The sequence below is a fragment of the Streptomyces sp. NPDC020299 genome, from assembly GCF_044387825.1.
Taxonomy (GTDB): domain Bacteria; phylum Actinomycetota; class Actinomycetes; order Streptomycetales; family Streptomycetaceae; genus Streptomyces.
In genome coordinates this window covers 215,522-233,526 of the sequence record NZ_JBIRWL010000009.1, presented here as the reverse complement: position 1 = coordinate 233,526, position 18,005 = coordinate 215,522, and the positions used below count along the sequence as shown (strand labels likewise).

The 18,005-nt window shown below is 72.5% G+C and carries 15 protein-coding genes and 1 pseudogene; 9 read left to right on the top strand and 7 right to left on the bottom strand.

What is annotated here, in order from left to right; translation table 11 throughout:
* Nucleotides 1-51 precede the first annotated feature (51 nt).
* Nucleotides 52-390 carry a hypothetical protein gene (locus ACH45E_RS24015; protein WP_361458210.1) on the top strand — a complete coding sequence of 113 codons (339 nt, stop codon included), beginning with the start codon at nt 52-54 and terminating at the stop codon, nt 388-390.
* A 326-nt stretch (nt 391-716) separates the two neighbouring features.
* The gene (locus ACH45E_RS24010) at nt 717-1,637 is read left to right on the top strand and encodes an RNA polymerase subunit sigma (RefSeq protein WP_361458213.1); all 921 of its coding nucleotides are present in this window, start codon (nt 717-719) and stop codon (nt 1,635-1,637) included.
* 49 nt (nt 1,638-1,686) lie between these two features.
* On the opposite strand, the gene ACH45E_RS24005 is transcribed toward ACH45E_RS24010, so the two are convergent.
* The 4 genes from ACH45E_RS24005 to ACH45E_RS23990 all read right to left on the bottom strand — a co-directional run bounded on the left by ACH45E_RS24005 (nt 1,687) and on the right by ACH45E_RS23990 (nt 5,280).
* A complete protein-coding gene (locus ACH45E_RS24005) occupies nt 1,687-2,631 on the bottom strand; it encodes a sigma-70 family RNA polymerase sigma factor (RefSeq protein WP_361458216.1) in 945 nt (314 codons plus the stop codon).
* Between the two features lie 8 nt (nt 2,632-2,639).
* Nucleotides 2,640-3,308 carry a nitroreductase gene (locus tag ACH45E_RS24000; protein WP_361458219.1) on the bottom strand — a complete coding sequence of 223 codons (669 nt, stop codon included), beginning with the start codon at nt 3,306-3,308 and terminating at the stop codon, nt 2,640-2,642.
* A gap of 126 nt (nt 3,309-3,434) precedes the next feature.
* Nucleotides 3,435-3,926, bottom strand: a complete 492-nt coding sequence (locus tag ACH45E_RS23995) for a MarR family winged helix-turn-helix transcriptional regulator (RefSeq protein ID WP_399041400.1) — start codon at nt 3,924-3,926, stop codon at nt 3,435-3,437.
* A 43-nt stretch (nt 3,927-3,969) separates the two neighbouring features.
* Nucleotides 3,970-5,280, bottom strand: a complete 1,311-nt coding sequence (locus ACH45E_RS23990) for an acyltransferase (RefSeq protein ID WP_361457293.1) — start codon at nt 5,278-5,280, stop codon at nt 3,970-3,972.
* 352 nt (nt 5,281-5,632) lie between these two features.
* Between ACH45E_RS23990 and rsgA the strand changes: the two genes are divergently transcribed.
* The 6 genes from rsgA to ACH45E_RS23960 all read left to right on the top strand — a co-directional run bounded on the left by rsgA (nt 5,633) and on the right by ACH45E_RS23960 (nt 13,898).
* The gene (rsgA, locus tag ACH45E_RS23985; protein WP_361457296.1) at nt 5,633-6,745 is read left to right on the top strand and encodes a ribosome small subunit-dependent GTPase A; all 1,113 of its coding nucleotides are present in this window, start codon (nt 5,633-5,635) and stop codon (nt 6,743-6,745) included.
* A 184-nt stretch (nt 6,746-6,929) separates the two neighbouring features.
* The gene (locus tag ACH45E_RS23980; protein ID WP_361457299.1) at nt 6,930-8,345 is read left to right on the top strand and encodes an AlkA N-terminal domain-containing protein; all 1,416 of its coding nucleotides are present in this window, start codon (nt 6,930-6,932) and stop codon (nt 8,343-8,345) included.
* Nucleotides 8,346-8,526: 181 nt separating this feature from the next.
* Nucleotides 8,527-9,885, top strand: coding sequence for an SGNH/GDSL hydrolase family protein (locus ACH45E_RS23975; protein ID WP_361457302.1), 1,359 nt, complete (start codon nt 8,527-8,529; stop codon nt 9,883-9,885).
* A 4-nt stretch (nt 9,886-9,889) separates the two neighbouring features.
* Nucleotides 9,890-11,347, top strand: a complete 1,458-nt coding sequence (locus ACH45E_RS23970; RefSeq protein WP_361457305.1) for a protein phosphatase 2C domain-containing protein — start codon at nt 9,890-9,892, stop codon at nt 11,345-11,347.
* Between the two features lie 28 nt (nt 11,348-11,375).
* Nucleotides 11,376-13,118: a pyruvate dehydrogenase gene (locus ACH45E_RS23965; protein ID WP_361457308.1), complete on the top strand. Its 1,743-nt coding sequence runs from the start codon at nt 11,376-11,378 to the stop codon at nt 13,116-13,118.
* Nucleotides 13,119-13,448: 330 nt separating this feature from the next.
* Complete coding sequence (locus ACH45E_RS23960; RefSeq protein ID WP_361457311.1) at nt 13,449-13,898, top strand: ATP-binding protein; 450 nt, start codon at nt 13,449-13,451, stop codon at nt 13,896-13,898.
* 86 nt (nt 13,899-13,984) lie between these two features.
* Here the strand turns inward: ACH45E_RS23960 and ACH45E_RS23955 are convergent, their stop codons facing one another.
* Nucleotides 13,985-15,037 carry a DUF2637 domain-containing protein gene (locus ACH45E_RS23955; RefSeq protein ID WP_361457314.1) on the bottom strand — a complete coding sequence of 351 codons (1,053 nt, stop codon included), beginning with the start codon at nt 15,035-15,037 and terminating at the stop codon, nt 13,985-13,987.
* A 313-nt stretch (nt 15,038-15,350) separates the two neighbouring features.
* The gene (locus ACH45E_RS23950; protein ID WP_361457316.1) at nt 15,351-16,184 is read right to left on the bottom strand and encodes a (2Fe-2S)-binding protein; all 834 of its coding nucleotides are present in this window, start codon (nt 16,182-16,184) and stop codon (nt 15,351-15,353) included.
* A 118-nt stretch (nt 16,185-16,302) separates the two neighbouring features.
* Here ACH45E_RS23950 and ACH45E_RS23945 point away from each other — a divergent pair, with 118 nt between their 5' ends.
* Nucleotides 16,303-17,109 (top strand): GntR family transcriptional regulator, encoded by an 807-nt coding sequence (locus ACH45E_RS23945; protein WP_361457319.1) that lies wholly within the window; start codon nt 16,303-16,305, stop codon nt 17,107-17,109.
* Between the two features lie 691 nt (nt 17,110-17,800).
* Here ACH45E_RS23945 and ACH45E_RS23940 read toward each other — a convergent pair.
* Nucleotides 17,801-18,005, bottom strand: a pseudogene (locus ACH45E_RS23940) (hypothetical protein); the annotation flags it as partial.

Genomic DNA, 18,005 nt, shown 5'->3' with positions numbered 1-18,005 from the left:
TCGACGTCGTCGGCGTTGTCACAACTGGCCGGCCCCCCAGTGGAGGACACCATGGATCCGAGTAAGGAGGCTGAACGCGGCCTCACCGACATCGAAACGTACCTCTACCGGGAGGCTCATCTGCATGCGGCACGTCAGCGTGTGGCAGCTTTCACCGCGCGGGCCCCATGGCTGACCCTGGAACAGAAGACGGATATCGAGCGGTGGTATCTCGACGAGCAGAAGTACGTGGCTCGTATGGTCACCGAGCACATCTCGGACCGCATCGGTCTGGCGCAGGAGCAACACCAAGTGCGCTTCAGGCACTGGCTGCGCGGAACGGCGATCGCGATGGCTCTGATCACCGCCGCGATGCTGTGTGTCGCTGTCATGCTGGGGACGTTGCGCTGAGCCCGTTCCGTATCCGGCTCTGCCTTCCCACGGCCCAGTCGAGGCACTGCGCTCCCCGCGGCGACTCCTGGGGAGGGCCCGGGACAGCTGATGTCACAAGACGCGTGCATGCCCGGTCGAAGGATCGAGCCGGGAAGCGAAGCGAAGGAGGTGTGTCGTGTGCGAGGACTCAGCCATCGGGTGGGGGAGTTCCCTTGCCGGGCGCAGGCGCTGCATGGTGACGCCCCGTCATCGGCGCGCGGAAGTCTCTGAAGCCCTCGTGAAGGCCGAAGGGATCATTGGGTGCGGCCGTGTTGTGTGGTGCCGCGTGAGCAGGAGGATGCCGTATGGACCATGCTGACGCGGTGCCGGTCGCGGAGTTGCTCGACGAGCGTCGGCACCTGCTGGAAGTCGCCTACTGGATGCTGGGCAGTTGTGGTGAGGCGGAGAGTGCCGTCAACGAGACCTACCGCCGGTGGTACGGGCTGTCCGCCGCGGAGCACGGGCGGATCACAGCTCCCCGGCGCTGGCTCGTGAAGACCACGGGCGGGATCTGTCTGGACCTGCTCGCCGACTCCCGCCGGGGTGCGGCCGGCCGGAGGGACCAGGGGGAGGAGCACCATCCGAAGACGGCAGACGCCGACGGGGCGCAGGCGAGCCTGGCGGAGGAGGTCAGCCGGGTTCTGCTGGACGCGCTGGACTCCCTGTCGCCGGCCGAGCGTGCGGCGTTCGTGCTCAATGACGTGTTCCGGATGGCCCCCGGAACAGTGGCCGACATCGTGGGACGCTCAGAGCCGGATTGCGCCGAGCTTGCCGAACGGGCCCGCCACAGCCTTCGGACACAACGCTCACGCCCCACCCCGCCGGACGAGCGCGATGTCCTCGCCCGCGCCGTCCGCCAGGCCTGCGTGGACGAGGATGCCGAACTGCTCGAGTCGCTGCTGTGTCCGGACGCCACGGCGTTCTTCGACGGCGGCGGTAAGGTCCGGGCACTGAGCAGGCCCGTGCACGGCAGTCGTCAGGTCGCCCACAGTCTGCTGACGCTCCTGGCTCGCCACCCTCGCACCACGCTGACCACCCACTCCGTCAACAACCGCACCGGTCTCATCGCCCGCTACGACCGTCAGGTCGCCGCCGTCATCAGCCTCGACATCGCCGAGCACCACGTCACACAGGTCTGGGTCGTCCTCAATCCCGACAAACTGCGCTCCTGGAACGAGTCCCCAAGCCCCCGCGACCCCGGCTCGCATCGAGACCCGTCACAGTAGGGCGATCACCGCGCGGGTTCCGCGCGGAAGGGCCCCAGGTCCGGCGCCGTCACGCATCACCCGTCACGGGACGGAGTCGCCGGGCAGCGGGAACGCAGGTCGAGGAACGCGAGTCGAGGAACGCGGCGATCTTGCTCGGGCTGAACACCCACATCACCTTGTGGATGCCTTCCGTCGAGGCGGCTGTCGTCATGAATGCCATGGGCCGGCCATCCCGGTGGATCGTCACGCCCGTAAGGCCGTTGGCTTCGACCAACCTGGGCTCTGCTGCTCGCCACAGCCGTGGACAGGTCGACATTCTGGCGATACGTGGACGGCCCAGCACAGGTATACGGGCGCAGCCCCGGAGACCGTTTCCGTCGGACAGACTGACGGCATCGGCGGTCAGAAGGGTCTCCAGTGCAGCCACGTCCCCCGTTTGAGCCGCTGAGACGAAGGCGTTCAAGAGGCGTCTGTGCTCCGCCCTGCCCACACTCTCCCGCCGGCCGTCCGACAGATGCCCGCGGGCGCGGCTGACGATCTTCCGGACGTTCACGAGGCTGAGCTGAAGGATTTCAGCGATCTCGGGGTAGGTGTAGTCGAACGCTTCACGCAGCACGTACGCGGCGCGTTCGGCGGGGCTCAGCTTCTCCAGTACCAGCAGCAGCGCCAGTTCGAGGGCCTCTGCGCGCTGCGCGCCCACCTGCGGATCCGAGCTGGTGTCGACCGGCTCGGGCAGCCAGGGCCCGATGTAGGTCTCCCGGCGCGCACGCGCCGAGTTCGTGACGTTGATCGCCAGACGGGTCGTGGCGCTCGAGAGGAAGGCGACCGGGCTGACCACCGCGGAGCGGTCTGTCTTCTGCCAGCGGAGCCACACCTCCTGAACCACGTCCTCGGCCTCGACCACGCTGCCGAGCACACGGTAGGCGATGCCGAACAGACGTGGCCGGCACTGCACGAAGACCGAGACAGCCTCTTCAAGGTCCGCTCCGGGTGGGGACGGTGTGAGATCCATGGCAGGTGTCAGCAGCCGTCGACGAACGTGACCGTCTCGTCGAGCGGCGCTCGGCCGATACGGGGCTGGCGTGCGGTGACGTCCTCGTACCCGATCGACATGCCGCAGAAGAGGAGGAGATCATCCGGGGGCGACAGGACCTCGGCGACGGTCCTGTGATACTTCGCCCAGGCCATCTGCGTGCAACTGTGCAGCCCTTCGGCGCGGAGCAGCAGCATGACGGATTGCAGATACATGCCCACGTCGGACCACTGGGGTCGCCCCATGCGGCGGTCGATGTAGCAGAACAGGGCGGCGGATGCGCCGAAGCAGTCCCAGTTCGCGGCGGATGCCCGCTGTCGGGCCTCCAGGTCGTCACGCGGAATGCCGAGTGCGCCGTAGCGCTGCTCGCCGAAGGCGGATCGGCGCTCCTGGTAGGGGCTCTTCAGCGCCGTCGGGTACTGCTCGTACTCCGGCTCGTCCCAGGGGTCGCCTGCGGCTATGCGCTCGCCGGCGCGCTTTTTGAGCTCGGCCAGCGGCCGGCCGGTCAGCACGTAGGCATGCCACGGTTGAAGGTTCGACGCTGACGGCGCCCAGGCCGCGGCGGACAGCACGCGCTGCAGCACCTCGCGCGGGACCTGTTGGTCGGTGAAGCCCCGCACGGCCTGCCGGCTCGCGACCGCCTCATAGACGTTCATGATCGCCTGCATCCCTTCCGTTCGATGCGCCCATATTCGTTGTGTCTGCGACAGTATCACTTAAGACTATCTCGGTCGAGGTGTATGGGGAGGCGCATGGCGAGAAGGGGGCTCGTGCGGGAGTGCTTACGCCTCGCCTGCTGCGGGGTGGGCGAGTCGGGTCAGCAGGCCCGTCAGCTGCTCGCGCTCACCGGGCCCCAGGTCGGCGACCAGGCGCTCGGCCAGCGGCTCCGCCGCCACGTGTGCCGCGTCGAAAAGCTCGACACCCCGAGGTGTGATCTCCACCGCCCGCACCCGCCGGTCCCCCGGAACCGCCTTGCGCACCGCCAGCCCCATGCGTTCCAGGTCGTCCACGACCCGCATGATCCCCGCCTTGTCCGACCCCGTCGCCGCCGCCAGATCCCGCTGCACCGTGGGCCCGCGGTCGACCAGCACGAGCAGCACCGCGAAATGCCGCAACTCGACACCGAGCGGGCGGAGCGCCTCCGTCATCACCGCGGCCGCATGCCAGTGCGCCCGGCGCAGCAGCAGGGCGAGCGCGAAAGGCGAGGTGTCCCCGGGGCGGTCGGTCGCACGCGTGGCGGTGGAGGGGGTGGCTCTGCGAGGAAACGCGGTCACGCGGTCACATTACAGGTATATGCACTTTCGATACAGTTTCACTTTAAACTAAATTAGTGCTGCGACGCTGTGGTCCAGCCGTACGGTGCTTTCGCCGAGTGAGCATCACCAACGCCGTACCCAACACCAGGCCCATTGCCGGCAGCACGGGGAGCCCGCCGCTCGGCGCGAAGCCCCGCATGGCCAAGCGTCCCAGCGCGGCGACGTTCATGGCCAGCCCGAGCCACAGCGGCCAGGCCTGGCGCAGGCCGGCGTCCGGACTGGTCCGCTCGTACAGCACGACCAGCCCGCGTTCCAGTGGCCCGAGCGCGGATATGACGCCGACCAGGACGACGCCGAGCACGAGCAGCCATGGCACCCGCAGTGCCCACCACGCCGCGGACCCGACCGTCGGCTCGGGTGCGAGGTCGGTCAGGTAGAACGCGGCGGCGACGGCCAACACCGGCAGCATGTGCCACAGGTACAGCGTCATGCTGGCCGCGCCCACGGGGCGGACCACGCGCCATACCCGATCCCGCTCCAGCAGCCGCCGCACCGGCGGCGCGGCGAGGAGGCACAGCCCGACCTGCGCCACGACCCACGCCAGCATCGCGGCCGACGGCGGATCGGTGTTGCCGGGGGTCTGCCCGGTCACCCGGATCAGGCTGACCGGGAACGGCCCGAGGGCCACGAGCGCGGCAAAGGCCACCCCGCCGCCCACCGCCATCCCGAGCGGCACGAGCCGGCGCCCGGTCAGCAGACCGTCCCGCCAGCAGAAGCCCAACTGGTAGGCAACACCCCACACGAGCACGTAGTCGAGCAGTCCGACGTACGGCGCATGCACCGTCACCACGAGCGCATCGGTCGCCAGGGCGACTGCCCCCATCGCCGACGGGACGAGGAGTCCCCAGCGCCGGTGTGCCGCATACAGCGGCGGCGTCAGGGCGCTGAGCAGCAGATACACCGGAAGGAACCAGAACTGCATGGCCATCGCCCAGCCCACCAGCGCCAGTGTGCCCGCGTCCACGCCGGCCACCGAACAGATGCCGACGGCGAGCAGCACCAGACCGCTGTAGACACCGGCCGGAAGAAGCAGCCGCAGCGCCCGCCGCCCCAGCCACCCGGCGGCCGTACCCCCCGCGGCCCGGGCGCGCGACCAGGAACCGCCCGCGGCATGGCCCCCGGCCAGGAAGAACAGCGGCATGATCTGGAACGCGAGGGTCAGCCACTGGGTCCAGGGAACGGTCGCCAGCAGCTCCGGGGCGATGATCCTTCCACCGGGCTCCCGGACCAGGGCCGTGATCAGCCAGTGGCCGAGCACCACCAGTACGATCGCCCACGCGCGCAGGAAGTCGACGTAGCGGTCTCTGCTCATGGACCGTCATGCTGGCGCAGCCCTGGCGCCATCGTGCCCGGGAAGCCCAAGCCGCAATGATTCCGTGCCCGGTACGACACCGCCCGCAGAGCGGCCTGTGACCCCTGCGGGAAAATCGGTGGCGCCCTGACGCGGGCGCCTCTAGGGTGAGATTCACTTCACGCAGTGGCTGTCGGCCGCTGCCGTCAGCCGAGTGAGAAACGGGAGGTGTGACCGATGGCTGTCTCTGTGATGGGCGCTGCCCGCAACCAGAAGTTCATCCACTCCACCTCCGTGGTCTCCGGCTGACCTTTCCTGTCCTCTTCGCGCCTGTGAGTGCGCGTGGCCGGGGCCGCCCTGTGAAGGGTTCCCCTTGAATCTCTCCTCTCTTTCGGCTTCTTCCGCTTCGTCGCACCCTCTGGCCCAGTACGGCTGGGACGAGGGCTGGGAAGCCGAGTTCGCTCCGTATGCCGGGCAGGGTCTCCTGCCCGGTCGTGTCGTACGTGTCGACCGCGGCCAGTGCGACCTCGTCACCCCGCTCGGCACGGTCCGGGCGGACACCGAGTTCGTCGTCCCCCGGGATCCCATGAAGGTGGTGTGCACGGGGGACTGGGCCGCCGTCGACCCCGAAGGCGGCGATCCGCGGTACGTGCGGGCGCTGCTGCCGCGCCGTACCGCCTTCGTGCGGTCCACCTCCTCCAAGCGGTCCGAGGGGCAGATCCTCGCCGCCAACGTCGACCACGCGGTCATCGCCGTCTCGCTGGCCGTCGAACTCGACCTGGGCCGCGTCGAGCGGTTCCTGGCCCTCGCCTGGGAGTCCGGCGCGCAGCCCGTGGTCGTGCTGACCAAGGCCGACCTCGTGCCGGACCCGGTGGGACTGTCCTATCTGGTGCAGGACGTGGAGACGACGGCGCCGGGAGTGCCGGTGCTCAGCGTCAGCGCGCTGCACGGCGACGGGCTCGACCTGCTCGTCGCCATGGTCGGCGGCGGTACGTCCGTGCTGCTCGGGCAGTCCGGTGCCGGCAAGTCCACGCTCGCCAACGCGCTGCTCGGCGAGGACGTGATGGACGTCCGGGCCGCACGGGACGTGGACGGCAAGGGGCGCCACACCACCACCACGCGCAATCTGCTCGCGCTGCCCGGCGGGGGCGTGCTGATCGACACGCCCGGGCTGCGGGGAGTGGGGCTGTTCGACGCCGAGACGGGCGTCGGGCAGGTGTTCTCCGAGATCCAGGAGCTGGCCGACGGGTGCCGGTTCCAGGACTGCGCGCACGAGAGCGAGCCGGGGTGCGCGGTGCAGGCCGCCGCCGACTCCGGGGAGCTGCCCGTGCGGCGGCTGGAGAGCTACCGCAAGCTCATGCGGGAGAACCAGTGGATCGTGGCCAAGACCGATGCGCGGGTCCGCGCGGAGCTTCGGCGGGACTGGAAGCGGAAGGGCGCCATCGGTCGGGCCGCGATGGAGGCCAAGCGGAGGGGGTGGCGGTAGGGGGCGGGGCTGTCGTTGCCGTCTGCTGGGGGCTGCCGCTCCCAGGCCCCCGCTTCGGCCTGAACGGCCTCGTCCTCAAGCGCCGGACGGGCTGAGTAGTGCCGGGCGGGGTGATGATGCCGGGCCGGCTCAGGTGTCCGATTTCCGCCAGCCGTGGTCCCCGCCCTCGCCCACACTGGATGGCATGACGGACGCAGACACCAGGTACGAAGCCGTCCGTAGCCGGGACGCACGGTTCGACGGGGAGTTCTTCTTCGCCGTCGAGACGACCGGGATCTACTGCCGGCCCAGTTGCCCGGCGGTGACGCCGAAGCGGCACAACGTGCGGTTCTTCGCGACGGCCGCCGGCGCGCAGGGAGCGGGGTTCCGGGCGTGCCGGCGGTGCCGTCCGGACGCCGTGCCCGGGTCCGCCGAGTGGAACGTGCGCGCGGACGCCGTGGGCCGGGCGATGCGGCTGATCGGCGACGGTGTGGTGGACCGGGAGGGCGTCGCCGGGCTCGCCGCGCGGCTGGGGTACAGCGCGCGGCAGGTCCAGCGGCAGCTCACCGCCGAGCTCGGCGCCGGTCCCGTCGCGCTGGCGCGGGCGCAGCGGGCGCACACCGCGCGGGTGCTGCTGCAGACCACCGAACTGCCGGTCACTCAGATCGCGTTCGCGGCCGGGTTCGCCAGTGTGCGGCAGTTCAACGACACGATCCGCGCGGTGTACGCCGCCACGCCGACCGGGCTGCGGGCCGCCGCGCCCCGCGGCCCGGGCCGGGGCCGCCGGACCGCGACTCCCGGCGCGGGGATCCCGCTGCGGCTCGCGTACCGGGGGCCGTACCGGTCCGCCGCCGTCTTCGACCTGCTCCAGCGGGAGGCCGTACCCGGCGTCGAGGAGGTGAGCGGTCCGCCCGGCCGCCGTGTGCACCGGCGCACGCTGCGGCTGCCGTACGGCACCGGAATCGCCGCCGTCGAGGAACGCACGGGTGCGCCGAGGACGGGGCCGGCCGCCCACCCGGGCGCCCACCCGGGCGGCTGGCTCGACGCCCGGCTGCACCTCACCGACCTGCGGGACCTGACGACCGCCGTGCAGCGGCTGCGGCGGCTGTTCGACCTGGACGCGGACCCGTACGCGGTCGACGAGCGGCTCGGCGCCGACCCGCGGCTGGCCCCGCTGGTCGCCGCCCGGCCGGGCCTGCGCTCGCCCGGCACCGCCGACCCGGCCGAGCTCGCGGTGCGGGCGCTGGTGGGGCGGGCGGAGGCGGAGCGCCTCGTCCAGCGGTACGGCAAGGCGCTGGACGCCCCCTGCGGCAGCCTCACCCATCTCTTCCCGGAGCCCGCCGTACTCGCCGAGGCCGAGCCGCACGGCACCCTGGGCGCGCTGGCCGCCGCGCTCGCCGACGGCACCGTACGGCTGGATCCGGGCGCCGACCGGGAGGACACCGAGGCGGCACTGCTCGCGTTGCCCGGCCTCGATCCGGCCGTCGTCGCCGTCGTCCGCGCCCGCGCCCTGGGCGACCCCGACGTGGCCCCGCCGGGCACCGACGTACCGGACGGCTGGCGGCCCTGGCGGTCGTACGCCGTCCAGCACCTCGTGGTGGCGGGGGAGTGGAGGCCCTAGCCCTCCAGGCCCCAGCCGAACACGGCCCCCTGCCCGGCGCATCGGCTCTTGGGCCCAGGGCCGTCGGCCTACCGCGGGTTCGGTTCGGCCGTGCGGGTGGTCCGCCGGTGGTGTTCCGTCAACCCCCGTTCCGCGTGTGGCACCTTCGCCTCCGGCGGATCTGCGGGAAAGGCGGGCGCACATGGTCGACTCCGGGCGGATCCTCGCGGCGGCGCTGCTGACGCTGGCGGGTACGACACCGGCGGCCGGGGCCGGTTTCCCCGTTCCCCCGAGGACGATCGCGCGGCCCGTCTGGACCGGCAGTTGGGAGGCCGCCCCCTCCGGTGCCGCGTCCGCGGTGCCCGGCGCCACCATCCGCAACGTGGTGCACCTCAGTGTCGGCGGCCGGGTGCTGCGGGTCCGCCTGAGCAACCGGCTCGGCACCGCGCCCCTCACGCTCGGCGCGGTCACGGTCGCCCTGCGGCGGCCGGGCGGCCCGGACGCCGTGCCCGGCACGATGCGCACGGCCACCTTCGACGGCGCCCCGACCGTCACCGTGCCGCCGGGCCGGGACCTGGTCACCGACCCGGTGCCGCTGGCCGCACCGGCCGCCGCCGACCTGCTCGTCACGGTCCACACGCCCACCGTCGCCGGCCCCGCCACGTACCACCGCACCGCCCTCCAGACCGGCTATGTCGCCCCCGAAAGCGACGGCGACGGCGACGATGTGGCCGCCGACGAGGACGGCGGCGCGTATCCGGTCGCCACCAGCCACTGGTACTACGTCACCGGCGTCGACGTCCGCGGCTCCGCCGCCGGCAGCGTCGTCGCGTTCGGGGACTCCCTCACCGACGGCACCTGCACCACCCCCGACGCCAACCGCCGCTGGCCCGACCGGCTCGCCGAACGCCTGCGCGCACTGCCCCCGCGCCACCGACCGGGCGTCCTCAACGCCGGGATCGCCGGCAACCGCCTGCTGCGCGAGGGCACCGGGCCCGGTGCCCTGACCCGGCTCGACGCCGACGCCCTGGCCCGGGCCGGGGTCCGGGCGCTGATCGTGCTGGAGGGCATCAACGACATCATCAAGGGCACCCCGCAGGCCGGTGACGTCCTCGACTTCGAGGACGCCTACCGGACGATCGTGGCCCGGGCGCACGCCCGCGGGATCAGGGTCGTCGGCGCCACCCTCACGCCGTACGGCGGGCACGGCGCCTTCACGGCGGCGCGGGAGGCGGTACGGGAGCGGGTCAACGCGTTCATCCGGACGGGCGGCGCCTTCGACGCCGTCGCCGACTTCGACGCGGCCGTCCGCGACCCGGACCGGCCGCAGCGCATCCTGCCCGCCTACGACTGCGGCGACCATCTGCACTTCGACGACGAGGGCGCTCGGGCGCTGGCCGACGCGGTCGACGTGGCCTCCCTGCTGCGGCGGGCACCATCGGCAACTCCAGTGCCACGTACGGTCGTTCGACGGGGTACTCGGCACGCCGTTCGAGACGGGAAGATGCGCCGGATTTTCCGGATGCCCCGTTTTCATCCGGCCCGCGCGGTGGACAATTAGGGGCATGAACCAGCAGGGGGGAAAGCCCGTCCGTCACGAGGACGACTGGTGGCGGCAGTTGTACGACGACTCGACCCCGGACACGGGTCCCACGGCCGAGGCGGAGTCCCTGGACGACCGGTTCGCCTCGGCGGCGGGAGCGGTCGGGACGGGAACCGCACCGCCGGCGCCGCCCGCCGAGAGCACGGTCCCCGCGCAGCGCGCCGCCGCTCCGGCCGAGGGCTCCCCGTCGCAAGGCGCTCCCTGGGGGCCGCCCCCCGCCGCACCCCCGTCCGCCGCCGTCCTTCCGCCCGGTCCCCGGCCGCCGGGGTTCGAACCCGCCGGGGAGGCTGGGGAGTACACCGGACCACCGCGCGAGGAGAGCTCCGCGGCGTCCGCGCCGCCGCGTCCGTCCGCACCGCCGAAGCCCGCCGCGGCCCCCGCCGTCCCGGAGCCCGAGGGCGTCCACCCGGTCACGCACCTCGATCTGCCCGCCCTGCCACCGCCCTCCGCCGGAGTCGACTACGTCGGGTCCGGACCGCCGACCTACGATCCCGAGCCCACCGCCCTGCCGGCCGCCGACCCGGACGGACTGGACGAGCTGGTCGCGGACACCGTGCTGGACGGGGCGCGCTACGGTGCCTGCACGCTGCGGGCCGCTTCCGTGCGCGGGGACTCCGCGCGGTTCAGGGGGGAGCCGCGCCGCGACTCGCTGCTGACCGCGCGGTTCGGCACCGGGGACCAGGCGCTGGTGCTGGTGGCGATGGCGACCGGGGCCCGGGCCACACCTCAGGCGCACCGGGTGGCCGCCGAGGCCTGCCAGTGGATCGGACGGGCCGTGGGCCGCAGCCACGCACGCCTGGTCGAGGACATCCGGGCCGGCCGCCGCGGCGACCTCAAGTCCGGTCTGCACCGGCTCACCGACCGCAGCCTCGGCAAGCTCCGCGCCGGCGCCACCGAGCAGGGCGTCGACCCGGAGGAGTACGCGGCCACCCTGCGCTGTCTGCTGCTGCCCGCCCACCCCGACTGCCGTACGCGCGTGTTCTTCGGCGTCGGCGCGGGCGGGTTGTTCCGGCTGCGCGGCGGTGCGTGGCAGGACATAGAGCCGCGGGTGACGGCCGCCTCCGCCACCGGTGAGCCGGTCGTCGGCTTCGGCTCGCCGCCGGCCGAGACGCCGGAGGGCGACCGGCTCACCATGGACTTCGGCATCCCGACACCCCCGAGCCCTTTCGAGCCGGCCCCCGAGCCGCCCCGCGAACCCTTCCGGTTCCGCACCTCCATCGCCCGACCGGGTGACGCCCTGCTGATGTGCACCGCGGGCCTCGCCGACCCGCTGCGCGGCGAGGCCGCCCTCTGCGCCTACCTGGCACGACGCTGGTCCGGCCGGACCGCGCCCGGCCTCGCCGCGTTCCTCGGGGACACCCAGGTGCGCGTGAAGGGCTACGCCGACGACCGGACGGTGGCAGCCGTGTGGGAGGCGTAACCGGCGCCCCTGTGGATTGATGGAAGGCATGGCCAAGCAGAACGTCGCCGAGCAGTTCGTCGACATCCTCGTCCGCGCCGGCGTGCGCCGTCTGTACGGCGTCGTCGGCGACAGCCTCAACCCGGTCGTGGACGCGGTGCGCCGCAACTCCGCGATCGACTGGATCCACGTACGCCACGAGGAGACCGCCGCGTTCGCGGCCGGCGCGGAGGCCCAGGTGACCGGGAAGCTGGCCGCCTGCGCCGGCTCGTGCGGCCCCGGCAACCTCCACCTCATCAACGGGCTGTACGACGCCCACCGCTCGATGGCACCGGTCCTCGCCCTCGCGTCGCACATCCCGTCCAGTGAGATCGGTCTGGGCTACTTCCAGGAGACCCACCCCGACCGGCTGTTCACCGAGTGCAGCCACTACAGCGAGCTGATCTCCAGCCCCCAGCAGATGCCCCGGCTGCTGCAGACCGCGATCCAGCACGCGGTGGGCCGCAGCGGCGTGAGCGTGGTGTCCCTGCCCGGTGACATCGCCGACCGGCCCGCCCCGGAGAAGGCCGCCTCGGCCGCCCTCGTCACCTCCCGGCCCACCGTCCGGCCCGGCGACGCCGAGATCGACGAACTCGTCCGGATGATCGACGCCGCCGGCCGGGTCACCCTGTTCTGCGGCAGCGGCACGGCCGGCGCGCACGCCGAGGTCATGGAGTTCGCCGGGAAGATCAAGTCACCGGTCGGACACGCCCTGCGCGGCAAGGAGTGGATCCAGTACGACAATCCGTACGACGTCGGCATGAGCGGACTGCTCGGCTACGGCGCCGCCTACGAGGCCACCCACGAGTGCGACCTGCTGATCCTGCTCGGCACCGACTTCCCGTACAACGCCTTCCTCCCGGACGACGTGCGGATCGCCCAGGTCGACGTGCGGCCCGAGGTGCTCGGCCGCCGGTCCCGGCTGGACCTGGCCGTGTGGGGCGACGTACGCGAGACCCTGCGCTGTCTGATCCCGCGGGTGCGGCTCAAGGACGACCGGCGGTTCCTCGACCGGATGCTGAAGAAACACGCGGACGCGCTGGAGGGGGTGGTCAAGGCCTACACGCGCAAGGTGGACAGGCACGTGCCGATCCATCCCGAGTACGTGGCCGCCGTGCTCGACGAACTCGCCGCCGACGACGCCGTGTTCACGGTCGACACCGGGATGTGCAACGTCTGGGCCGCCCGCTACCTCTCGCCCAACGGCCGCCGCCGGGTGATCGGTTCCTTCTCCCACGGGTCCATGGCGAACGCGCTGCCGATGGCGATCGGCGCCCAGTTCACCGACCGCCGCCGCCAGGTGGTGTCGATGTCCGGGGACGGCGGGTTCAGCATGCTGATGGGCGACTTCCTGACCCTGGTGCAGTACGACCTGCCCGTGAAGGTCGTGCTCTTCAACAACTCCTCGCTCAGCATGGTCGAGTTGGAGATGCTGGTCGCGGGCCTGCCCGCGCACGGCACGGCCAACACCAACCCCGACTTCGCCGCCGTGGCCCGCGCCTGTGGAGCCTTCGGGATCCGGGTCGAGAAGCCCAAACAGCTCGCCAGATCACTGAAGGAGGCCTTCCAGCACAAGGGCCCCGCCCTCGTCGACATCGTCACCGACCCCAACGCGCTGTCCATCCCGCCGAAGATCAGCGCCGAGATGGTCACCGGGTTCGCGCTGTCCGCGTCGAAAATGGTGCTGGACGGCGGAGTGGGCCGCATGCTCCAGATGGCGCGCTCCAACCTGCGCAACGTACCCCGGCCCTGACCGGACACTCGCAGGACCGGTGGATTCCGGCCAGATTCGCGCGGGAGGCCGCGGTCGCCGGGACGGGAAGCGGGTGCACTCCTTCCGGGGTGACGGGACGCCCGTGACGTACTGCGGCGGCCCATGCGCACGGAACGCGGTTGCCACGGCGCTCGAGTCGCGCCTCAGGCGCGGTGGACCCGTGGCCGAACCGCTGGTCGTCGCCGGCCCCGCATGACTGCCCACCGGCACATGGGGCATGGATCCCCGTGAACGTGTTCGACCAGGAGGGGCAACGGCAACGGCGTGCGGGCGGGGGACATGAAGAGGCAGGCACGAGGGGGCGGTCCCGTGGTCATCGGGGCCTCCTCGGCGAAGCAGGCGGGGGAAGATGCCGACAACACGGAACGGACGCGACCGCCCCAGCTGAGGCGGAGACTGGGACGGGCGGACCTGCGGGCGGTGCCCGAGGCCCGCAGAGCGCTGCGCGAAGCCCTCAGGCACTGGGGGAAGCCGGGGCGCTCCGAGATTGCCGAACTGCTCACCAGCGAACTCGTCACCAACGCGCTCGTGCACACCGATCGCGAGGCCGTCCTGACGGCCGTGGTCGAACCGCACGGACTGCGCGTGGAGGTACGGGACTTCGTCGCCCGCAGACCCCGCCTCAGCATGCCGGACGCCGACGACGGCACGCACGGCCGGGGTCTGTTGCTGGTGCAGTCCCTCGCGGACGCGTGGGGTGTACGGGCGCACGGGGTGGGGAAGTCGGTCTGGTTCGAACTCGACGCGGAGGCCGCGTGAACGGGACGGGGGCGTGACCCTGAAGGTCACGCCCCCGTCCCGTGGCGTCCGGTCCCGGCCGGAGCGCTGTGTGGAGCCCTTCGGCGCTAGCCGAACTGCTGCTCGAGGTCCTTGAGTTTGCGCTCCAGGGAGTCCAGGCGCGGCAGCGCCATGGTGTCGTCCTCCGCGGTCAGGTCGACGGTTCCGTGCTCAGACCCTTTGCGGACGGGCTGAAGGGAGGGCCGTGAGCGTACGGGCAGTTGCTCCGGCGCGGATATGGCAGGCTCCGCGGTGAGTTCGGCGGCCTGGGCGGAGGCGCGCTCCACCTGCACCTCCACCTCCATCTGACGGTCGCCGCGTCCGACGAAGCCCCGGTGGCCGCGGCTGATCGCCTTCAGCTGGGCGCGCTCCACGCGCTTCTGCTCGCGGCGGCGCTGACGCGTCTGCTCCTTCTGGCGCTGGTCCTCGCGGACCTCCTCGACCGCCTCGTCCAGGCTGCGCACGCCCTCCAGGAGCATCAGCGACCAGGCCTTGTAGGTCTCGCGGGGGGCCCGCATCCAGCGGACGACACGGATCTGCGGCAGCGGACGCGGCACCAGGCCCTGCTCGCGCAGCGCGGCCCGGCGGGTCTGCTTCAGGGCGCGGTCGAACAGTACGGCCGCCGACAGAGACATGCCGGAGAAGAACTGCGGGGCGCCCGCGTGGCCGATGCCCCTCGGCGCGTGCACCCAGTTGAACCAGGCGGCCGCACCGGCGAACGTCCATACGAGTATGCGCGAGCCGAGCGCCGCGTCACCGTGGCTGGCCTCGCGCACCGCGAGCACGGAGCAGAACATCGCCGCGCCGTCCAGGCCGAACGGGACCAGGTACTCCCAGCCGTCGGTCAGGCCGAGGTTCTGCTGGCCGAAGCCGACCAGGCCGTGGAAGGAGAGGGCGGCGGCGACCGCCGCACAGCAGAACAGAAGGACGTAGGAGGCGGTGCCGTATATGGCCTCCTTGCGCCTGCGGCGCTCCTCGCTGCGCTCCCACGAGTCGTCCGCGCTCGCGTTCTCCCCGGAGGAGCGCTTGCCGCGCGCGAGCACCGCCACCGCCGCCAGCATGCCCAGGAGCAGTACGGCGCCGGGAAGCAGCCAGTTCAGCGATATGTCGGTCAGTCTCATCTGGGGTCCCTTGCATTGGGATAGGGCGTAACGCCCGCCATAGTGACCCAACCCCACCGGCCCTCAGGGGGTTTCGGGGCAAGAGGCCGCCAAGGAAGTGCAAGGGGATGCCCAGGGCGGCGTTCTGCTCGAACTGCCGCGTGAGGGGCGGGAGTTGAGTTCGAATAAGAGTACCCGGACGGATGGTTCCTCGGAAAGTTCCCGCGACGGGTGAGGAAGTTGTGAATTCACTGTCCCCGGGCGGGAGACGCGCCGGTGTTCCGGCCGCCGCGATCCTAGTGGACGCGGGGGCCGGCCTGCTCCTGAGGGTGGGTCAAGCGGCAGCGGTGGCAGTCAGTTTGGCGATGCGGACGGTGTCGCAGGTGCGCGGGCAGGTGGCGCAGGTGTCCTCGGGGCGGAGGGTGTAGAACATGCAGCAGCTCGCCCGGTCCCGGGTGGGCAGCGGCTCGCCGTCCGGTCCGGCGAGGGTGCGGAAGGCGGCGGAGCCGACGTACGGCCGGGTGGCGCCCGGCAGCAGCAGCTCCAGCTCCCGCACGGCCCGCTCCTGCTCGCCGAGCAGGTGGGCGACGTACCAGAGCCCCTCGACCAGCTCGTCGGTCGCCATGCCCCACAGTGCCCGCCCGCGCCGCCGCATCGGCGGCCCGAACCCGGCCAGCACGGGTTCCAGGTGCTCGGCCACCGCCGCCCGCACCCGGTCCCGCAGCGCCTCCTCGTCCGGCACCACGACCGCGCCGGGCAGCGCCGCCGCCGGGTCGTCCGGGAGGCAGGCGAAGGAGGCGGCGCGGACGGCCATGCGGCCGGCGGTGCGGTCGTACGAGACCTCGGTCACGGGCAGACGCGGCACCCGCCGGTGCAGGAACCACGGCACGGTGATCAGCAGGCAGGCGGGCCAGGCGTAGCGGTGCAGCCCGAAGCTCGCCACCACGTCCGGGCGGGCCCGCTGTCCGTAGTCCCGCAGCACCTGGGCCTCGTCCCAGGCCAGGAAGCCCGCGAGGTCCGGGCCGCCCTCCGTGAGCGAGGCGGCCCGGACCCATTCGCCGCCGCGCGGAGCCGGTTCCCCGGGGCCCAGCTCCGTGACGGCCAGGCCCGGGTAGGCCTCGGTGAGGCGGGCGTAGGCGGCGGAGAGGGGCGAGGCCGGGACGGGCATGGGGCACCACCGATCGGAAGCGTCAAAGGTAAGCCTTACCTTACCTACTTTCGGGTGCGGTTTGAACTGTCGCGCCCAGCGCCTAATGTGCTTGACGGACGAGTAACAACCCGTCGTAATGACCCCAAGTGCCGACAAGCCGGAGGAGGACCCCGTGAAGCAGGGCGTGCAGGACCTCCGAGCGGACGTCCGGGTGCCCCCGCAGCCCCTGGCGCGGGACGTCGACCGTCAGGCCCCGGCCTCCCCGGCCGCCCGCGGCGAGCACACGCACGGCGAGCCGCCCGTCCCGGACCCGCGGCCCGCGGTCCAGCGGTCCTCGGTCCGCGGCCAGATCCTCGACGCCCTGCGCCACGCGCTGGTGTCGGGCGACCTGAAGCCCGGCGAGGTGTACTCCGCGCCCGCCCTCGGGGAACGCTTCGGGGTCTCCGCGACGCCCGTGCGGGAGGCCATGCAGCAGCTCACGCTCGAGGGCGCGGTGGAGGTCGTGCCCAACCGGGGCTTCAGGGTCGTGGTGCGGGGCGCGCGGGAACTCGCGGAACTCGCCGAGGTGCGCGCGCTGATCGAGGTGCCGGTGATGCTGCGGCTCGCCCGCACGCTGCCCGCGGAACGCTGGGCCGAGCTCAGGCCGCTGGCCGAGGACACGATCCGCGCGGCGTCCTCCGGCTGCCGGGCGACGTACGCGGAGTCCGACCGGGTCTTCCACCGGGCGGTCCTGCGCCTGGCCGGGAACGAACAGCTCGTCCAGATCGCCGAGGACCTGCACCGACGCGCCCAGTGGCCCCTGGTCGGCGGCCCCGCCCACTCCGCCCGCGCGGAACTCCTCGCGGACGCCTCCGAGCACACAGCCCTGCTGGACGCCCTGATCGCACGGGACCTGACCGTCGTACGGTCACTGGTGGGGGAGCACTTCACGGGCGCGGGCTGAGCGGCGGGGGAGGGGCCGAGATCGCCCGGACGCCGCCTTCGCGTCGGCGCCGGTACGGCACTCCGCACGGGCGGGGCAACCGTCGCTCGTCGAGCCCCCCTCTGCCAGGCCCCTTCACGTCGGCACCGATGCGGCGCTCCGCATGAGCAGGCCGGTGCCGCGGCCGAGGCGTCGTCGACTGCGGGCCGGGAGGAGGCCTCGGGCCAGTCTGGAACGTCATTCTTCGAGACGCCTTCGTGCCAGGTTCGCGTCGACGCCGTCACGGCGAGCAGCATGGGCGGGGCCGGCGGCCGGTGCCGCGGGCGCGGCGTTGTCGGCTGCGGGCCGGGAAAGGTGGCCTCGGTCCGGTCCGGGTCGTCGCTCTGCGAGATGTTCTCGTGCCGGGTTCGCGTCGGCGTCGGCGCGGCGAGCCGCATGGGCAAGGCGGCCCGGTGCCGCGGCCGAAGCGGCGTCGGTCGCGGGCCGGGAGGGGCGGTCCCGGGGCGGTCAGGAACCGTTGCTCGTGGTTTCGGAGAAGCTGTCGTGCCAGGCCGCTTTCGCGCCGGAGTCGCCGGTGCGGTAGACGTCGACGACCGCGCCCGCGGCCGGGGACAGTACCGTCACGGCTATCCGCACGGGCGGGGCCGACCAGCGGCCGGTGTCCGCCGAAGCGTCGTCGGCCGCCGGGCCGGGGGGTGTGACCTCGGGGCGGTCAGGAACCGTTGCTCGTGGTTTTGGAGAAGCTGTCGTGCCAGGCCGCCTTCGCGCCGGAGTCGCCGATGCGGTAGACGTCGACGACCGCGCCCGCGGCCACGGCCAGGGACAGTACCGTCACGGCTATCCGCACGGGCGGGGCCGACCAGCGGCCGGTGTCCGCCGAAGCGTCGTCGGCCGCCGGGCCGGGGGGTGTGACCTCG